Annotated in this window: 12 protein-coding genes and 1 tRNA gene; 12 read left to right on the top strand and 1 reads right to left on the bottom strand. The window is 53.8% G+C overall.

All coding sequences use genetic code 11. The features are described 5' to 3' along the window. Positions 1 to 117: 117 nt before the first annotated feature. Positions 118 to 891: a DUF1287 domain-containing protein gene (locus tag OZX70_RS04925; RefSeq protein WP_277179503.1), complete on the bottom strand. Its 774-nt coding sequence runs from the start codon at positions 889 to 891 to the stop codon at positions 118 to 120. 216 nt (positions 892 to 1,107) lie between these two features. Here OZX70_RS04925 and OZX70_RS04920 point away from each other — a divergent pair, with 216 nt between their 5' ends. The 12 genes from OZX70_RS04920 (at position 1,108) to tsaE (ending at position 16,848) form a co-directional block, all read left to right on the top strand. Next, positions 1,108 to 2,361 carry a hypothetical protein gene (locus OZX70_RS04920; RefSeq protein WP_277179501.1) on the top strand — a complete coding sequence of 418 codons (1,254 nt, stop codon included), beginning with the start codon at positions 1,108 to 1,110 and terminating at the stop codon, positions 2,359 to 2,361. Positions 2,362 to 2,657: 296 nt separating this feature from the next. After that, positions 2,658 to 2,730: transfer RNA gene (locus tag OZX70_RS04915), tRNA-Ala, on the top strand. Between the two features lie 169 nt (positions 2,731 to 2,899). Beyond that, positions 2,900 to 4,471, top strand: a complete 1,572-nt coding sequence (locus OZX70_RS04910) for a carboxypeptidase (RefSeq protein ID WP_277179499.1) — start codon at positions 2,900 to 2,902, stop codon at positions 4,469 to 4,471. A 158-nt stretch (positions 4,472 to 4,629) separates the two neighbouring features. Next, a complete protein-coding gene (locus OZX70_RS04905; protein WP_277179496.1) occupies positions 4,630 to 5,769 on the top strand; it encodes a YdcF family protein in 1,140 nt (379 codons plus the stop codon). Positions 5,770 to 5,895: 126 nt separating this feature from the next. Further along, a complete protein-coding gene (locus tag OZX70_RS04900) occupies positions 5,896 to 6,735 on the top strand; it encodes a histidine phosphatase family protein (RefSeq protein WP_277179494.1) in 840 nt (279 codons plus the stop codon). Positions 6,736 to 6,955: 220 nt separating this feature from the next. Beyond that, on the top strand, positions 6,956 to 7,924 hold the full coding sequence (locus OZX70_RS04895; protein ID WP_277182108.1) for a magnesium transporter CorA family protein: 969 nt from the start codon (positions 6,956 to 6,958) through the stop codon (positions 7,922 to 7,924). Between the two features lie 7 nt (positions 7,925 to 7,931). Further along, positions 7,932 to 8,864, top strand: a complete 933-nt coding sequence (locus tag OZX70_RS04890; protein WP_277179492.1) for a transporter substrate-binding domain-containing protein — start codon at positions 7,932 to 7,934, stop codon at positions 8,862 to 8,864. Positions 8,865 to 8,974: 110 nt separating this feature from the next. Further along, positions 8,975 to 11,953, top strand: a complete 2,979-nt coding sequence (leuS, locus tag OZX70_RS04885; protein ID WP_277179490.1) for a leucine--tRNA ligase — start codon at positions 8,975 to 8,977, stop codon at positions 11,951 to 11,953. 378 nt (positions 11,954 to 12,331) lie between these two features. Next, on the top strand, positions 12,332 to 13,228 hold the full coding sequence (locus OZX70_RS04880; RefSeq protein ID WP_277179488.1) for a helix-hairpin-helix domain-containing protein: 897 nt from the start codon (positions 12,332 to 12,334) through the stop codon (positions 13,226 to 13,228). Next, the gene (locus OZX70_RS04875) at positions 13,228 to 15,147 is read left to right on the top strand and encodes a ComEC/Rec2 family competence protein (RefSeq protein ID WP_277179486.1); all 1,920 of its coding nucleotides are present in this window, start codon (positions 13,228 to 13,230) and stop codon (positions 15,145 to 15,147) included. The genes OZX70_RS04880 and OZX70_RS04875 overlap by 1 nt, the downstream gene beginning before the upstream one ends. A gap of 118 nt (positions 15,148 to 15,265) precedes the next feature. Continuing rightward, the gene (gene holA / locus OZX70_RS04870) at positions 15,266 to 16,255 is read left to right on the top strand and encodes a DNA polymerase III subunit delta (protein WP_277179484.1); all 990 of its coding nucleotides are present in this window, start codon (positions 15,266 to 15,268) and stop codon (positions 16,253 to 16,255) included. Beyond that, on the top strand, positions 16,252 to 16,848 hold the full coding sequence (gene tsaE, locus OZX70_RS04865) for a tRNA (adenosine(37)-N6)-threonylcarbamoyltransferase complex ATPase subunit type 1 TsaE (RefSeq protein WP_277179481.1): 597 nt from the start codon (positions 16,252 to 16,254) through the stop codon (positions 16,846 to 16,848). The genes holA and tsaE overlap by 4 nt, the downstream gene beginning before the upstream one ends. Positions 16,849 to 17,010 lie beyond the last annotated feature (162 nt).

Genomic DNA, 17,010 nt, shown 5'->3' with positions numbered 1-17,010 from the left:
AGAATTGTAAAGTCGTTAGGACAGCCTCTCGGCAATCTCGATTCGATAAAAATGATAATTAGCAATCAAAACTGCTGGTATTGACTGTAGAGAACCAATCTCGAAGAACAAGAAAACTCAGTGCCACGGCTTCAGCACGTTCGCAGGTATCTTGGAAGCATCGAAGCGATAATGTGCAAGAATCGGCATGTGGCCGGTTTGGTTCAGGTAATCGTTCTCCCTGTCTTTCTGCCCCATGTTGTGAATGAGGTAGGGGATTGATTGGTTATCCCGTCGGTCGGAGACTATGCCGATATGACCGTTGTGCTTTTGGTTGGCAAAGAAGACAAGGTCGCCCTGCTGCCACTGGTCGGTCTGGCTGGTGTCGGTAGTCAGAGTCTGGCCGTATTTCTTTATGAAGACATCGAGCATCGCCGTGCGGCGGAAATCGATATTGGGGTCAAAACTGGACGCTGTATTACGATAATCGGCGGGATGTGCGGCAATGTCGGCGTCCACCATGTCTTTGAGGCTGTATCCGGCGTTTTTGAATGCTCGCCAGATGGTGTCCGTGCAGGCTCCGCGATTGTCGGCCGGATAGCCGCCCTGCACATAGCTGTCGTCATAGGTCGGATGGACTTCCGCGTCCTTGCGTGCGCCGTCAACAATGTCACTGTAATCGTCGATGCCGTCATGGTCGTAATCGACAGGGCTCTTGAGTTTCGGTGCGTCTTTGCCTGGAAGTGTTGGCGAAGTCTGAGAAGTGGAGGTTGCCTTGATTCTCGCAACGCTTGGATCTGCTTTCCTGAACTTGACGAACAAAAAGCTTCCGACGCCCACAAGAGCGGCGATGAGCACAACAACGACCACTATCATCGGCCAATGTCTACGGCTTTTATGCAGTTCAGACACAGAATATTCCGTAGTATGTTGCTTGCGTTGTTCCATGTTGCCCTTTCCACTAACGATTAATCTATCAGAGGAAACGGCGTGTCCATCGACATTTCAACATTTCTTGACACTCCCATCGAGCATTTTCGAGTTGCTATATGAATTAGCTGTAAGCGTTCGGCAAGGTTTTGCGTGGTTTTCAGCTTTTTCGATGTTGTTTCATTATTCTTAAGTATCATGAAGAATTTTTTCAAGGGGATTTCGGTCTCGCAGATTGTAGCCGGTGCGCTTGCTGCGGTCACTTCGTTCCTGTTGTCGGCGAAAATCGGCATTGCCGGTTCAGTGATCGGTGTGGCAGTTGGTTCCATTGTCTCGGCGGTGGCCTCCCAGATTTATCAGAACGTGCTCAGGGAATCCGGCAGGAAATTGCAGGAGAACGCGCCTCAGAATGATGATGCAGAACAGCAAGATGCTGTGGATGCAGGTTCTGGGGATGAAACGCGGGTTATAGGTTCCGATGTTCAGCATCACGGGCAATCGACGAATCCAATCGCGACTCAAGGTGAACCGGTGCTGCGTATGGATGGAACGTCAACAAGTTTGGCGGCTTTGGCGCGAACCGAGAAAACGGAGCAAGCCTCAGTGGATCAAGGCACAACCAAGGTCTTGGCTGCAAACGACAAGGACGGCAAGCATGCCAGCGATAAGAACGCTGCCGAAAACGGCAAGGGCAAGTCAGATGCCACGCAGGTTCTGGCACCTTCGGCTTCAGGCAAGACAAGCGTCATGGCGCCGGTCGGTCAAAAACAACCGGTAAAAGCGCCCTCAGGTTCGGCCAAGGCCCTTAACGGCAAAAAGCTCAAAGGTGGACCAGGGCAGAGCGATGGTCATATTCGCGTGTTCGATTCCTCGAAACAGAAGCGATACAAGCGGTTGGCAATCGTTGTGGCTGTTGTCAGTGCTTTGGTTGCGGTTGGTATTACTGCAGGAATCATTTCACTGGCTACCAAGGGGCAAGGTACCGATGACGTGGTACGCAACATTGTCACTAACTCGGCCACCAAGAACCGCAAGCAGCAGAACGATTCCGGCGATAGCTCAACCGATGGCAACCAGAAGATGGACAGCGGCACCCAGAAGAACAATGGCTCGACCAACCAGAACAATTCCGGTTCCACTTCCGATTCGGGCTCGCAGAACGGGTCGACGTCCAATGGTTCCGGCAGCAGTTCAAGCAATTCGACCAATGGCAATTCTGGCAGCAGCAATTCGGGAACGACCAGCGGTGGTACCAGTTCGGATTCCGGTTCCTCGGGTGGCTCCACCGGATCTTCGAGTGGTACGAGCAATGGCAGCGGTTCTACCGATTCAGGTTCTACAAGTGGTTCGACTTCCGGTGACAGTGGCACCAGCGGCAGTGAATCTGGCTCTACCTCCGGGTCACAACCGGGCAACGGCACGTCAAGCGGGAATTCAGGCGCTTCAAAGTAATCGAGTCTCGCTGAAATAAGAATGACCGCATGAACCCAATATGGCCGGATTGGAAGACCGATATAAGTCGTTCCAATCCGGCTTTTCCGTTAGTTGCATCTGTGTTCAACAGTCGGTGTTTCCCCCATTCTCCATCGATGTTTTTGTATTTTTGAGGTAGCAACCATGTGAAAACTTTGTATTGTCTCGTTTTGATGGCTACAAATAAGCCTTCAGCGACACGCCGGTTTGGTCATCGGGGCAGTTTGTTGTAAAGTATCTAAGGCTTCGCAAGGAGCAATAATTTAAACAAGACCGGGGCTATGGCGCAGCTGGTAGCGCATCTCCATGGCATGGAGGGGGTCGGGAGTTCGAATCTCCCTAGCTCCACGGTTAAGGCTTTTGAGGATTTCCTCAAAAGCCTTTTTCATTTGTACTTGCTCTATCATTGTTGTTGCGGCGTTGATTTTCGAATATGGCTTTGTTTCCGCGTTGCTTCATTGAGCTGGCTCTGCGTTAGGCTTGAAGAAGGTCAGCAGTTAATCCAAGGAGTTGTAATATGAGCGAAGAAGCGTCATTGGCGCAGACAGAAACCAAACAGTATACGTCAACCGAGAAGCCGACCGATCCGAAGCTGCGTCCGACCGGTGAACATACGACAAGCCACACCATGGAATTGAACGGTGAGACGGTTCATTATCAGGCGACCGTCGGCACCATCACCATCGATACCAAAGACGTGAAACCTGCAGCCAGCGATTTCTATGTGGCCTTCGAACTGAGTGATCAAACCGGCAAAACCGACACCACCCGTCCGGTCACCTTCATCTTCAACGGCGGTCCAGGCTCGTCCTCGACGTTTCTGATGATGGGATCGCTGGGTCCGAAGCGCATCGATATTCCCGACGCGGCAACGGTTCCTGCGGCTCCCTACGGTCTCGAAGAAAACCCATACACCATGCTGCCCTATTCCGACATCGTTTTCATCGACGCTCCGGGCGCTGGATTTTCGCAGATCGCCGAAAAAGCCAAGAAGGAGCTTTATTCCGTCGACGGCGACGTCAAAGGCTTCAGCGCGTTCATTCGTGCCTATCTGACCCGCTTCCACCGTTGGAATTCTCCGAAATATGTGTTGGGCGAATCCTATGGCACCACGCGTGGGGCGGCGTTGTCGTATCGTCTCCAGCAGGACGGGGTGGCACTCAACGGTCTCGTCTTGATTTCAAACATCCTTGACTATGCCCATACTTTCGACACTTCCGACCAGTTCTATATCGGCTATTTTCCGACGTTCGCCACGGTCGCCCATTACCATGGCAAGGCCGGTCAGGACGTCGACATTGCAACCCATTTGAATGCGGCCCGAAAATTCGCCAACGAAGAGCTGCGTGCGGCATTGGCGCAAGGTGATGCCATCGACGAGACCACCAAGCGCAGCGTGGCCAAGCGCTATGCCGAGCTGACCGGACTCGACGAGCAATACGTCTACGACTCCGACCTGCGCGTGGTTGACATGCGTTTCCGCAAGGAACTGCTGCGCCACAACAGCGGCGAGGACACGGGTATGATTGTCGGCCGTTATGACGGGCGTAGCAAAGGTTACGACCTTGACCGCACTGCGCAGGAAGAGACCTTCGTCGTTGACGACAGTTTCCTCGACCCCGCCTATTCCAGCGTTGCCAACGTCTATCTACGTGACGAACTCGGCTGGGACGGCACCGAGGAGCGGCGAGGTTTCGCCGATTTCGATTGGAACTCCATGGAGCCGGGCAAAGGCTGGACGTGGTGGCACACGCTGCCGGAAGGTGCCAAGACGTCTTGGGGGCCGCACATCCCGTTCCCTCTAGTAACGCCGGACCTCGCGGCAGCCATCTCGCACGAACCGACGCTGAAAGTCATGATCGGCAACGGCATCTACGACCTGTGCACGCCGTTTAACCAGACCGAGTTTGACATCGACCATATGGAGCTGCCCAAGCAGTTGCGTGGCAACGTGGCCTTCACTTATTACCCGGCAGGACACATGCTCTATACCGCGCCGGAAAGCATCAAGAAATTTGCCGCTGATTTGTCTCGCTTTTATGCCAGCGATGTCGCCGGGCTTGCCGATATCAACGAGCGTAAGGCCTGAACGTCGCAGAAGAGGAGTTTTGCCGTTCTTACGGTTTGCGGGAGCGTCGCAAGAACGGCAAAGCCGATATGTAACGAACGCCGAACGTATAAACGTAAAAAATATACGAAATAAATACTCAATGCTTGAAAATACAGGAATGACCGAGGAGAAGAACAGTGACTGATTGGTGGCAGACTGCTCTATTGTATGGGCCTGCTATATTGTTCGGTCTACTGCTTGTTTTCTCCGTCATCCAGGAACCGAGACGTTTCCGTAACGCTATTTGGCTTGCCTTGTTCGTGCTGAGCCTTTCCAGTGCGCTGATGCTCGATTTCTGGCGCGATTGGGCGTTCATTCCGTTAGTGCTGGTGGCTGTGTTCACGCCGACGATTGTCGTGGGATTTCTGCTGATTAACACCGTTATCGTCGTTCATCATGAAGGGTTTTCGCTTTCCACTATCCTGCCTGCTTTGTTCGCCCTGATTATGATGTTTTGTGTTGCGGTTTATCCGTTGACTTTATATTTCAATGCGCCCCGCTGGGGCAAAGGCGTGGGTGCCCTGATTGCCTTGGAAGGACTATGGTTTTTCTTCACGTTCGCGGCGCTGCTGCTCTATTCCACGATTTATCGAATCCTTCCAAGACGTCGAAAATACGATTACATCATCATTCTTGGAGCAGGGTTGCAAGGTACCAAGCCCACTCCGCTGCTGCGTGGACGGATCGACAAAGCGGTCGACTTGTGGAATCGGCAGGAGCGGCATGGCCTGTTCATAGTTTCAGGCGGCCAAGGTGCCGACGAGGAAATCAGCGAGGCTGAAGCAATGAAACGTTATCTGGTGGAGGAAAGTGGAGTGCCGGCCGACAACATCATCAAAGAGGACCAATCCACGACCACCCTCGAGAATCTGCGCAATTCCAAAGTGATTATGGATAAACGTAGCGGTTTGGACGATTCGATTATGCCTCTGAAGCATGCTTCAGCTGACAATCAAGTGGTGTCTGATAATAATAATCAAGACGCATCTTCCTCTTTGTTGTCATTTAAAGACAAAACCAGTCGCGTCAGGCAAATGAAAAACGGCATGTTGTGCCCCTATCGCGTAGCTGTGGTCACCAGTGATTACCACGTGTTTCGCGCTAGCGAATACGCGCGCGAGATCGGGCTCAAATCCGACGGAATCGGAAGCCATACCAAAAGCTATTACTGGCCGGCGGCCTTCATCCGCGAGTTCATCGCCATCAGCAAGGTGCATTTCTGGCCGTATGCAGCCATTGTCGCATTGTGGGCGGTTTGGATGTTGGTGGCAAGATGAACATTGCGTTCCTCGCATCAGCGTTTCGGCGTTCCTTTCATCGGCGGGGTGCGGCACAATAAAAACAGTGAGATGGCACACATTTGTGTGACAAATGATAGGGGATATCCGGCAAAAGGAGTGGATATGATTGATGAAGTCATTTTGTTGCGGCACGGAAGGACGTCCTACAATGTCGTCCACCGTCTGCAAGGGCAGATTGACGTCCCGCTTGACATTGTTGGCCAATGGCAGGTTGACCAGACCGGCCTTGATCTGGCCAAGCGTTATTACTGGGCAAAGGTCAGCAACGTCGCAGACAATCCAGATTTGCTGCCCCAACCCGGCCTCAAAGCTGCAGAACAGAGTGATATCAGCGAATACCAGAAGGTACCAGCAGCCAAACGGAAGATGAAAGTAATGTCAAGCGATCTTTTCCGCGCTGCACAAACGGCACATGCCTTTGCCGACATCCTCGGCCTTCCGGTGACACTCGACAAGCGTCTGCGCGAACGCAGCTTCGGACAATGGGAAGGCAAGACCCGTCCGGAAATCAGGGCGATAGATGCCGAGGCCTATCGTTCTTGGCGCGCTCATCAGGGTGGTGAGGTCAAGTACGGCGTTGAGTCACGCACTCAGGTTGGTGCCAGGGGAGCCAAGGCAGTGCTGGAGCTGCTTGATGAGAATACACAGGACGACACACCGACCACGCTGATGTTGGTCAGCCACGGTTCGTTTATTGCCGCGACGGTTGAGACATTGCTTGGTATGGATCCTGAAATCGACGAGCTTGGCAATATTCCCAACGCCTATTGGTCCACTCTTAAGCCAAAGCTCCAAACTGACGGAAGCTATGATTGGACGCTTGCGGAATTCAATTGCGGACCTGCCATCTCGACGATTGCCGATTGGTCCAACGGACCTGAAGAACTGCGTTATGAAGGCATGAAATTGATGGAACCGCTGCCTGTCACCGATACGGTCTGAGGAAATCTTACGCGAGTTATACAACGCTAAGCGAAAAGTGCGGCTAAAAGTTCCGGCTGGGGGTTATTCTTGAACTTTGGGTTAACAGCAGGAATCCGGGGCTTTTGTTTGTGCTCGTTGCTATGAAGACAGATATTCCGGTGGCCAGGACGCGCGGTACGAAAGCCAGCGTCTCCTGCGGGAACCGTACAGCGAATGGCGCGAAAGGCGGGTGGCAGACATGTTGAGGATGTTCAATACAATCAACGGGCAGGTCGAACAGATAAACAAGCTGGAAAACGGTTCCTGGATCTGTCTGTCCAACCCTACCGACGTCGAACTCGCCACCGTTTCCTCCCAGACCGGGGTTGATCTCGCTGATTTGCGCGCACCGTTGGATGACGAGGAACGTTCCCGTGTCGATTCCGAAGACGATTACACCATGATCATCGTCGACATCCCCACCGTCGAACAGCGCGACGGACGCGACCACTACGAGACGATTCCTCTGGCTATCATCGTTGCGGCACATACCATCATCACTGTCTGTATGCAGGACACTCCGGTACTCCATCCCTTCATGGAGGGCACCATCCGCGGTTTCAACACGTATATGAAGACACGTTTTGTATTGCAGATTCTTTACCGCAACGCCACTATGTACTTGCGTTATCTGCGTATCATCGACCGTAGTTCCGATAACCTCGAACTCAAGCTTCAGCACTCGATGCAAAACCGTGAGATTTTGCAGCTGCTCGAACTTTCGAAAACCTTGGTCTATTTCACCACCAGCCTCAAATCCAACGAGATCGTGATGGAGAAGCTGAGAGTGACCGAAAAACTCAACTCGCTGACGCACATCAAGCAGTATCCAGAGGACGAGGACCTACTGGACGACGTCATCACCGAAAACAAGCAGGCCATTGAGATGGCCAACATCTACAGCGGGGTTCTTGCCAACATGACCGACGCCTCCGCCTCGATCGTCTCCAACAACCTCAACAACGTGATGAGGATCTTCACCATCATCTCCATCGTTCTGGCGGTTCCGACCTTGATTTTCTCGATGTACGGTATGAACTTCCAGGACGGCATGTTCGGCATGCCGTTCACCAGTTCGCGTTGGGGCTTTTTCATCGTCATCGCCATCTCGCTGGTCATCACCGGGCTTGTGGCGTGGTGGTTGACCAGATCTAAGCTTTTTAAGTAGGTCTTGGATGCGATTGTCAAGATTGAAATCGGCTTCATTGCTTGGTAAAAAAAGCGTGCACCGGCGTTTCAAGTCGTTATTTGCGCTTGCTTGCGGCATTGGACTGCTGTTCTCGGCCTCGGCTTGCGGACCGACGCAAACGCCGCCTTCGGCTAACGTTCCGGAGGGGCCGACCATTGCCATCGCGGTTTCGAACGACGAGCCTGGGCTTGGTCTCGACCATGAAGGCAAATATTCGGGTTTCGATATCGAGGTGGCCCATTACGTAGCCCAGAAGCTCGGCTATGCACACAAGCAGATTGTCTTCAAACCAGTGAACGTTTCCACTGCTATGGCCACTTTGGAGGAATCCAAGGCCGATATGTTCATCTCGGCGCTGCCTGCCGTCACTTCGTCCATTACCGGCCGGCAATTCGGGACGTCGAAGCCCTATCTCACCAATCCGTTGGGGCTTATGGTGCCTACGCGATTGCAACATGATTTCACTGATATATCGTCATTGCAAGGTCAGAATATCTGCACGGTCAAAGGGACTGCTGACGGGGGCAAACTGGCCTCCGCGATTTCTAACGTGAAAATCCAGGAACGTGATACCTATCCCCAATGCCTCACCGCGTTGCTTGTTGGCGAATCGAATGCCATCGCGGCCGATGCCGCCATTCTGCACGGGCTTGCTTCAAGCGTTGTCGAACATGACGTCACTGTTCTGGGCGATGGAAATTCGTCGTCTTCTGCAAGACTGGCCAAAGCGATTGCGCGGGCTTCTGAAGTCCAGCACGCCGTCATGATTCGTCCGTCAGACGGAGAACTGACCAAAAAGATCAACACCATCCTTGATGATATGGTCAAGGACGGTACCTGGCAAAAAGCCGTCGATAGCATGCGTAAAGATATCGGCTACACTCCTGACCCGGCGTTGAACCAGCCAGTCAGAAAGTGACCTGCTAGGCTCACTTGAATCAGTGGAGAACGCACTATTTTGATGCCGATATGACCAACTTGCGGGAAGTGGCTTGCCCGTGTCCAGTTGAGCCACGATAATTCCATATTATGAGCGACAATGAGAAAGGCGCGGATTCGAGCGCCAATATTACTAGTGTTCCGGCTTACCGTTACAACGCCAAGATGGCGCAGGGTATCGAGGAAAAATGGCAGAAAACATGGGATGAGAAGGGTACCTTCTGGGCTGCGAATGTCAAGGGTGATCTGACGGACGGCAAAGGCAAGCACGCCGACGGGCGTACCCCATACTTCGCGATGGATATGTTCCCCTATCCTTCCGGCAAGGGGCTGCACGTCGGCCATCCGCTGGGGTATCTCGCCACGGATGTGGTCAGCCGCTACCACCGCATGAAGGGTGAGAACGTATTGCACGCCATGGGCTACGACGCCTTCGGCCTTCCCGCCGAGCAGTACGCCGTGCAGACAGGCCAACATCCACGCGTCACGACGGAAGCCAATATCGCCAACATGCGCCGTCAGCTGCACCGCATGGGTCTGAGCTTCGACAACCGCCGCACTTTCGCCACCATCGACCCCGGCTACATGCGCTGGACGCAGTGGATTTTCTCGCGTATCTATGACGCCTGGTACGACCCCGATTTCGTCCGTCCCGACGGCGGCAAGGGTTCCGCTCGTCATATCGACACGTTGATTGATCAATTCAAGAGCGGTAAGCGCGCCATTCCCGGTTTCGAGGATTCCGGAAAATCATGGGACCAGCTCACTGAAGCCGAACAGGCCGACGTGCTCAATGATTTCCGTCTCGCGTATATCTCCAAGTCGCCGGTCAACTGGTGTCCAGGCCTAGGCACGGTGCTGGCGAACGAAGAGGTCACCGCCGAAGGCAAGTCCGAACGTGGCAACTTCCCGGTCTTCCAACGCGAGCTGCGCCAATGGTCCATGCGCATCACCGCCTACGGTCACCGCCTGATCGAGGATCTCGACATCATCGACTGGCCGCAGAAGGTCAAACTCATGCAGCGCAACTGGATCGGCGAATCCCACGGCGCTTCCGTCCATTTCAAGGTTGTCACGTCCAACGGCGAGCGCGACATGGAAATCTACACGACCCGTCCCGACACGCTTTTCGGCACCACATTCGCCGTGGTCTCTCCTGAGCATGACCTTTTGGCCGATGCCCCCGCAGCATGGCCGGAAGACACTCCGGAAAGCTGGAAGTGCGGCTATGCCACACCTGCGGAAGGCATAAAGGCGTATCGTCTCGCAGCCGAATCCAAGACCGCGCAGGACCGCGTCGATGAGGGCGGCGAAAAGACGGGCCTCTTCACCGGCCTATACGCCACTAACCCCATCACCGGTGACAAACTTCCGCTGTTCACTGCAGACTATGTGTTGATGGACTATGGCACTGGCGCCATCATGGCTGTGCCCGGCGGTGACCAGCGCGATTACGACTTCGCCAAAAAGTTCGGCCTTCCGGTCATTTATACTGTCAAGCCTCTGCCTGACTCCGGTGAGGATTTGGCCGATTACGAGGGCAAGGCACCGTTCGTCTCACACGATGGCATTGTCATCAATTCTTCGACCGAGCACACACAAGCCAAAGGTGATGCTTTGGATTTGAATGGTCTGCGCGTCAACGACGCCATCGACAAGGTCAACCAGTGGCTCGAATCCGCGGGCGTGGGCAAGGGAACCGTCAGTTACCGCCTGCGCGACTGGCTCTTCTCTCGTCAGCGCTACTGGGGCGAGCCATTCCCGATTGTCTACGGCGAGGACGGCGTACCGCATCTGCTGCCGGACTCCATGCTGCCGATCAATCTGCCCGACGTCCCGGACTACAGCCCCAAGACCTTCGACCCGATGGATGCAGAAAGCAATCCAGAGGCGCCATTGAGCCGCAATGAGGACTGGGTCAAGGTCACGCTCGACCTGGGCGACGGACCAAAGACCTACTATCGCGACACCAACACGATGCCCAACTGGGCCGGTTCCTGCTGGTATTACATGCGCTACCTCGATCCGAACGACACCGAGCATATGGTCGATCCGGACGAATACGAATATTGGATGGGTCCGAACCACAACAAGGAGTCGGGCAAGACCGGCGGCGTCGACCTCTACGTCGGCGGCGTCGAGCACGCGGTGCTGCACCTGCTCTACTCGCGTTTCTGGCACAAGATCCTGTTCGATCTGGGCTACGTCGACACTCCAGAACCGTTCTACAAGCTTTTCAACCAAGGCATGATCCAGGCCTACGCCTACACCGACGACCGCGGTCAATATGTGCCCGCCGCCGAGGTGAAGGAGGGACCGGCCGATGCGTCCGGCGAGCCGACGTTCACCTACAACGGGGAGCACGCCAATCGCGAGTTCGGCAAGATGGGCAAGAGCCTCAAGAACATCATCACGCCCGACGACATGTACGCACGTTATGGTGCCGACACGTTCCGCCTCTATGAGATGAGCATGGGCCCGCTCGACGAGTCCCGTCCTTGGAACGACCGCAACGTCGTGGGCGGCATGCGCTTCCTGCAGCGTCTCTGGCGCAACGTCGTTGACGAGAATACTGGCGAGGTCACCATTTCGGAAGAGGCTCCCGATGCCAAGACGCTGAAGCTGTTGAACAACACCATCGCCGATGTGACCGTCGAGATGGAAAACATGCGTCCCAACACGGCCATTGCCAAGCTCATCGTTCTCAACAATAAACTGACCGGGCTGAAAGCCGTGCCGCGTGCCGCCGTCGAACCGCTGATTCTCATGCTTTCGCCAATCGCCCCGCATATCTGCGAGGAACTCTGGCAAAAGCTCGGACACTCCGATTCCCTGGCGCATGAGCCGTGGCCGAAGGTCGACGAGCGTTACGTCGGCGAGGACACCGTCACTGCCGTGGTGCAGATCAAGGGCAAGGTCCGTGCCAAGCTCGAGGTCAGCCCTTCGATCGACCCCGACGAGCTCAAGGACATGGCTCTGAAAGCTGTCGCTGATCGTCTGGGAGGCAAGGAACCGCGCAAGGTCATCGTCAAGGCCCCGAAGATAGTCTCCATCGTTCCGGCCGAATAGAGGACCATCGTCGGATAGTGTTCGAAACGATATCAGCGAGCCGTTTAATCGATCAATCGAATAAAGACATCAAATAAACTAAAGGACACCGGGTTGAAGCCTGGTGTCCTTTTCCGTTGGTTTTTCATTTTTTGAATTTCATTAATAGGTCGAAATAAAGAATATTGGATGATGCTTAAAATCCGGAAGCTTTCCGAAAAGTTTTAGTTTGGGGTCTACTTTTTATCGTCGTTCGCGCCCAATGACACGTTGTGTATGGATGTGGACGATTCGGCGGTTCAGAGCGCGACACGCCTCAAATGTGGATAACTGCTATCATTCGACCACAGTAGCCGTTTTGGTTCGACTTTTGAGCTCGGTTCAGTCATGCTTGAATGTATGGGTATTCATTTCAATGGCATAACGCACGATGAAAGCCAGTTTTTGACGAAACGGCTATATTCCTCTGCCATGTTACAGGCTGAGCCACCTGAAAATGAACCGCACGGACTCAGGCAGGATCTTGATGAGCATCTGCTGCGAGTCGGTCTGCCGCCGTTACCGCCCATTGATACCTGGCTTATCGAACCGGAAGACAAGTCTGAAAACACGTCAGATAGCAAACTAAAAAAGCAGTCTGAAAGTATTGACCACACTTTAGAGGTTGATGATTTTGATTCTGTCATAGATGGTTCTGTGAGCGAAGCTTTGCAAGCGGATTCGAGTGTTAAATCTGCTGCCAAGCAACAAACCATACCAAGATTAGTGTTCAAACCCACCCAGGCGGTTGTCGTGATTCTGGTGTTGGTGGTGGCGTTGTGCGCGAGCCTGACAATGCTGGTGACGCAGACCATCAACTACAACAAGCAGCAGGCCGAAGCCTCTTCCATCAGTACAACTGCGACACGTGGCGGTTCCACAGTTAAAGGTTCAGGTCCAACACAAGGGAATGCTTTGAAATCCGGTGGAGCTGCCGGTTCTGCATCAACATCAGTTGGAGTTGGAGGGCAAAATACTGGCACGGTTGGGACGTCAACATCAGCAGATCCATCTGCAGAATCCGAATCTTCTGGTGCGCAATCCGGGGCTTCAAACAGCGGCAGTAATCTCATCAATCTCAATACTGCGGACAGTACACAGCTACAACAGATCAAGGGCGTGGGGCCGGTGATGGCGCAAAAAATCATTGACTATCGTACCTCCATCGGCCGTTTCACGAGCGTCGACCAGCTGCTCAAGGTTTCAGGTATCGGTCAGAAGACACTGGAAAAGATACGCGGGCAGGTGACGGTCTGATGAAAACTGTAGATTGTCCTCGAGGCAAAGATTCCACTAACAAGTTCGACAAGGCGAACAACCATGAACAAGGCAGCCGTGACTGGCGGATGCTGCCGGTGGCGCTATGCGTCTGGGTCGCGGCACTTGGCTCGCACGCTATGTTCACTCTGCTCACTGGGCAGCAGAACAACCTGGCTTCGGCCGGCCAAGGTAGAAATAATTCCATCGGCTTTTCGAATATCGAATCTTTGTTTAGTAGGATAACGAATCGGTTGGCTGGCGGTCTCAGCATTGAAACACTCTCGCAAACAGCCGGACTTGTTCTTTTACTTGCAGGATTGATTGTCCTGGTGGTTTCATCTCAACGATGGTTCGGAGAAAAAAGAAAAAACGAGAATCTGGACCAAGTTCCAGCTAACAGCAAACTTTCGGGAATGTTGCATGGTTTTCACGATTATCGGAAGACTTGGGCGGTGGTACTTGTTTCTTCCGCTTTGGCCGCGTTCATCGCTTCAATGAGTGCCGATGTGATGGCTGACCGAGACCCAGCCATGGCGCTCGTGCGGGAAGGCGAAAGCACAGTCGAGGCCAGTGTGCGTCTCGATTCACCGATTACTGCAGCGAGCTCGTGGCAGGCCGATTGCCAGGCGAACGCACATCTGGTCAATATCGGTCATGATGGTATCAGTCAAGCCAGTAAGTCGCGTATCGTCCTCTATGCGAATAAACCGTTATGTGGACGGCTTTCGGACGGGCAGACCATAGAAACTTCGGGCACATTGGAGACTGCCCGCTATGGTATGAGACCAATATGGCTAACCATAAGCGACGACGCGAAAACAAGTTTGTTGGAACGGGCCCCACCGACCAAGCGGTTGGTTGATTCCATGCAACGCTCGTTCTTTTCGGTGACGGAAGGCCTTTCCGATCAAGGGCGTGTGCTGGTTCCTGGACTGACCATCGGGCTATTGGGCCAGGATTTCATGGGTGCGATGACGGACAAGCGCGAACCTATAAACGCAACGTTCGCCACGCTGCTGGAGATGCATTTCAAGGATTCCGGCATCATGCATCTGATGGCTGTCTCCGGAGGGCATTTCGCACTGATCGGCAGCCTCATACGTTCGGGTTGCGCACGGTTCCTACTGCCACGGCAGATGGTTGCCGTGCTCACAGTGCTGGCCTATGTGGCGCTCGCGAGCGCCATGTACCCCTCCGATTCGGTGATGCGGGCTCTGATCATGGGTATCTTTGCCTCGTCCGCGATGTTTGCAGGCAGAAGGTCGCAGGCAATCAGCGCGTTGAGCTGGACGGCCATCCTCGTTCTGCTCGTCAACCCAGCGATGTCCAGAAGTTACGGATTCGCACTTTCTTGCGCCTCAGTGCTGGGCATCGTGCTCTGCGCCGGTCCGATAGCGGAGCGGCTTTCGGCGCTATTGCCGCAATTCTTTGCCGATGGCATGTCGGTGACCATCGCCGCCCAGCTTTTCACCCTACCGATACAGGTGCTTATGAACCCGACGTTGCCCTTGCTTTCCGTACCCGCAAACCTCGTGGTGGCACCGTTCGTGGATTTTTCGACACTTACCGGGCTGGCAGGCTTGGTGTTGTCGTCATGGGCCCCGCATCTGTCGTTTGTGTTTGTGTGGCTTTCCAGTTGTGGTACGTCAGTGATGCAATGGTGTGCGGACACCATCGGCGGTTCGCAAACCGCGACCATGCCATGGGCAGGTGGCGTCGGTGGCGCGCTGATGATTGTGGCATGCGAAATAGGTATGGTCCTTCCGTTCAAAGCATTGTCCAGAATGAGAAGAAAGCGTGATGAGATAAGCCCCGTAGCCGGCAATGATAGTTATCTTAAACAGATACGAAGCAAAGGAACGATATGGCTCAAAGAAACCGAACAAATGTTCGAGAAGCTTGGAAAACCGGATTAGAATTGGAGACACGACGTATGTCCACCTGTGACACCACATTGAATATCATGGATACCGATGGGAGAAGACCTGTACCAGTTACGGTTGCTTTCAAAGAAACGATGAATCGAGGAATGTGATGGCTGCAAAATCAAGGAAACAGCGGACTCGGTTCGTTCTGGTCATTGGCGGTGACGAATTCCTCAACGAGCAGCAGGTACGTGATTGCCGTGATGAGGCCGCAAGGAATGATCCGGAAGCGGAGATCATCGAACTCGACGCAGGTGAGGTGAGCCAATACGACTTCGACGAGGCTGTAAGTCCGTCCCTGTTAAGCACCAGTTCCATCGTAATCATCCGGCATATTCAGAATGCCGAGGACGCTCTGGTCGATACGATGGTGAGCTATTGTGCTTCTACGACCAAGGATCCAACTGCCGAAACGGGCACAGTCATCGCCCAACACGACGGAGGTCAGAAGGGCAAAAAAGTCATCGATCGCCTTGCCAAAGCGGGAGCCGAGAAAAAATCCATTCCTGACCTCAAACGAGCCGATGCCAAACTGAACTTTGTTATCCAATGTTTTGAACGCCGCAAGCGCCGTGTCGATCCAGCCGCGGTTCAGCAGCTGGTGGCCGTGCTGGGGGATAAGACCGGGGAACTCGCAGCCATGTGCGAACAGCTCTGCTTTGATTTCGACGATGATCCAATCGGTCTTGATCTGGTGAATCAATATCTGACCGGCAACGCAGAGGTGACCGGATTCGCTGTTGCCGATGCGGCGCTTGCCTGCAACGATGCCAAAGCCATCATTGACATGAGAGCTGCCGTGGCCCAGGGCACCGACCCTATCGCATTGGTGGGTGCTCTGGCGATGAAACTACGGACGTTGGCCAAAGCTTCGGCGGTGCGTTCCGGCAGCATTTCCCAAGCTGAGGCGAAAACCAACCCTTGGGTGTTGCGTAACGCTACAAGGCAGTTGAGCGGTTGGACGTCCGATGGGCTTTCCAGATGCATCCAGACGCTTGCATGTGCCGACGAACAGAACAAGACCAATGGGGGAGACCCGATGTATGCGCTGGAACGTTCCATTGAACTGATCAGCCGAAAAGGACGTATGAACGTATGAGCGATGAATTATCATATACGGTTGAAGTACCTACCGGTGAAGATATGCAACAGCTTGGCGCGAAAGTAGCTGCTTGCGTTTGTGGCGGTGACGTCTTGTTGCTTTCAGGCCCGTTAGGTGCAGGTAAGACGACGTTTGCGCAAGGTTTCGGAGCGGGGCTTCATATTGACGAACCCATCGTTTCTCCGACTTTTACCATTGCCCGGGAACTTGAGGGCAAATTCACGGACGGAACGCCCGCACATCTGGTCCATGTCGATGCCTACCGGCTTGGCGGCAACGATTTCGCGCCCGGGCAAGACACGGTCGACAGGCTGCTTGATGAGTTGGAATCGCTGGGGCTTGATGAGGAGCTCGAGGACCCGGGCGAGCATACGGTGATTCTGATGGAATGGGGCGAGCAGATGGCTTCTGCGTTCGCCGAAGTTCGTCTCGAAGTCCATATCGACCGTCCAATCGACAAGGCAACGCTTGCAGCCGAAGCAGAAAATCCGAATGCGGAACTGACAAGTGACGGTATGCGCACGGTGACATTCGTTCCCGTCGGAAAACGTTGGAAGGATTTTACCAGCAGATTGAATTCGATGGAATAATCGAAAGCTGGCAAATTCGTTTACTGGTTTTATGGAGATGAGCATCAACGTTTCGCAAGTGTCTCCCCAGGCCTGCTGAGTTTGTCGGTTATGTCAGCGTTGTACAGTAACAACGGCATGAATCTTGATGTCCGGCAATCGAATAATCACCGGCTGGGCAGC

It is taken from the genome of Bifidobacterium sp. ESL0732 (genome assembly GCF_029395535.1).
Taxonomy (GTDB): Bacteria; Actinomycetota; Actinomycetes; order Actinomycetales; family Bifidobacteriaceae; genus Bifidobacterium.
The sequence above is the reverse complement of the archived record's forward strand: the minus strand, read 5'-3'. Positions and strand labels throughout refer to the sequence as shown.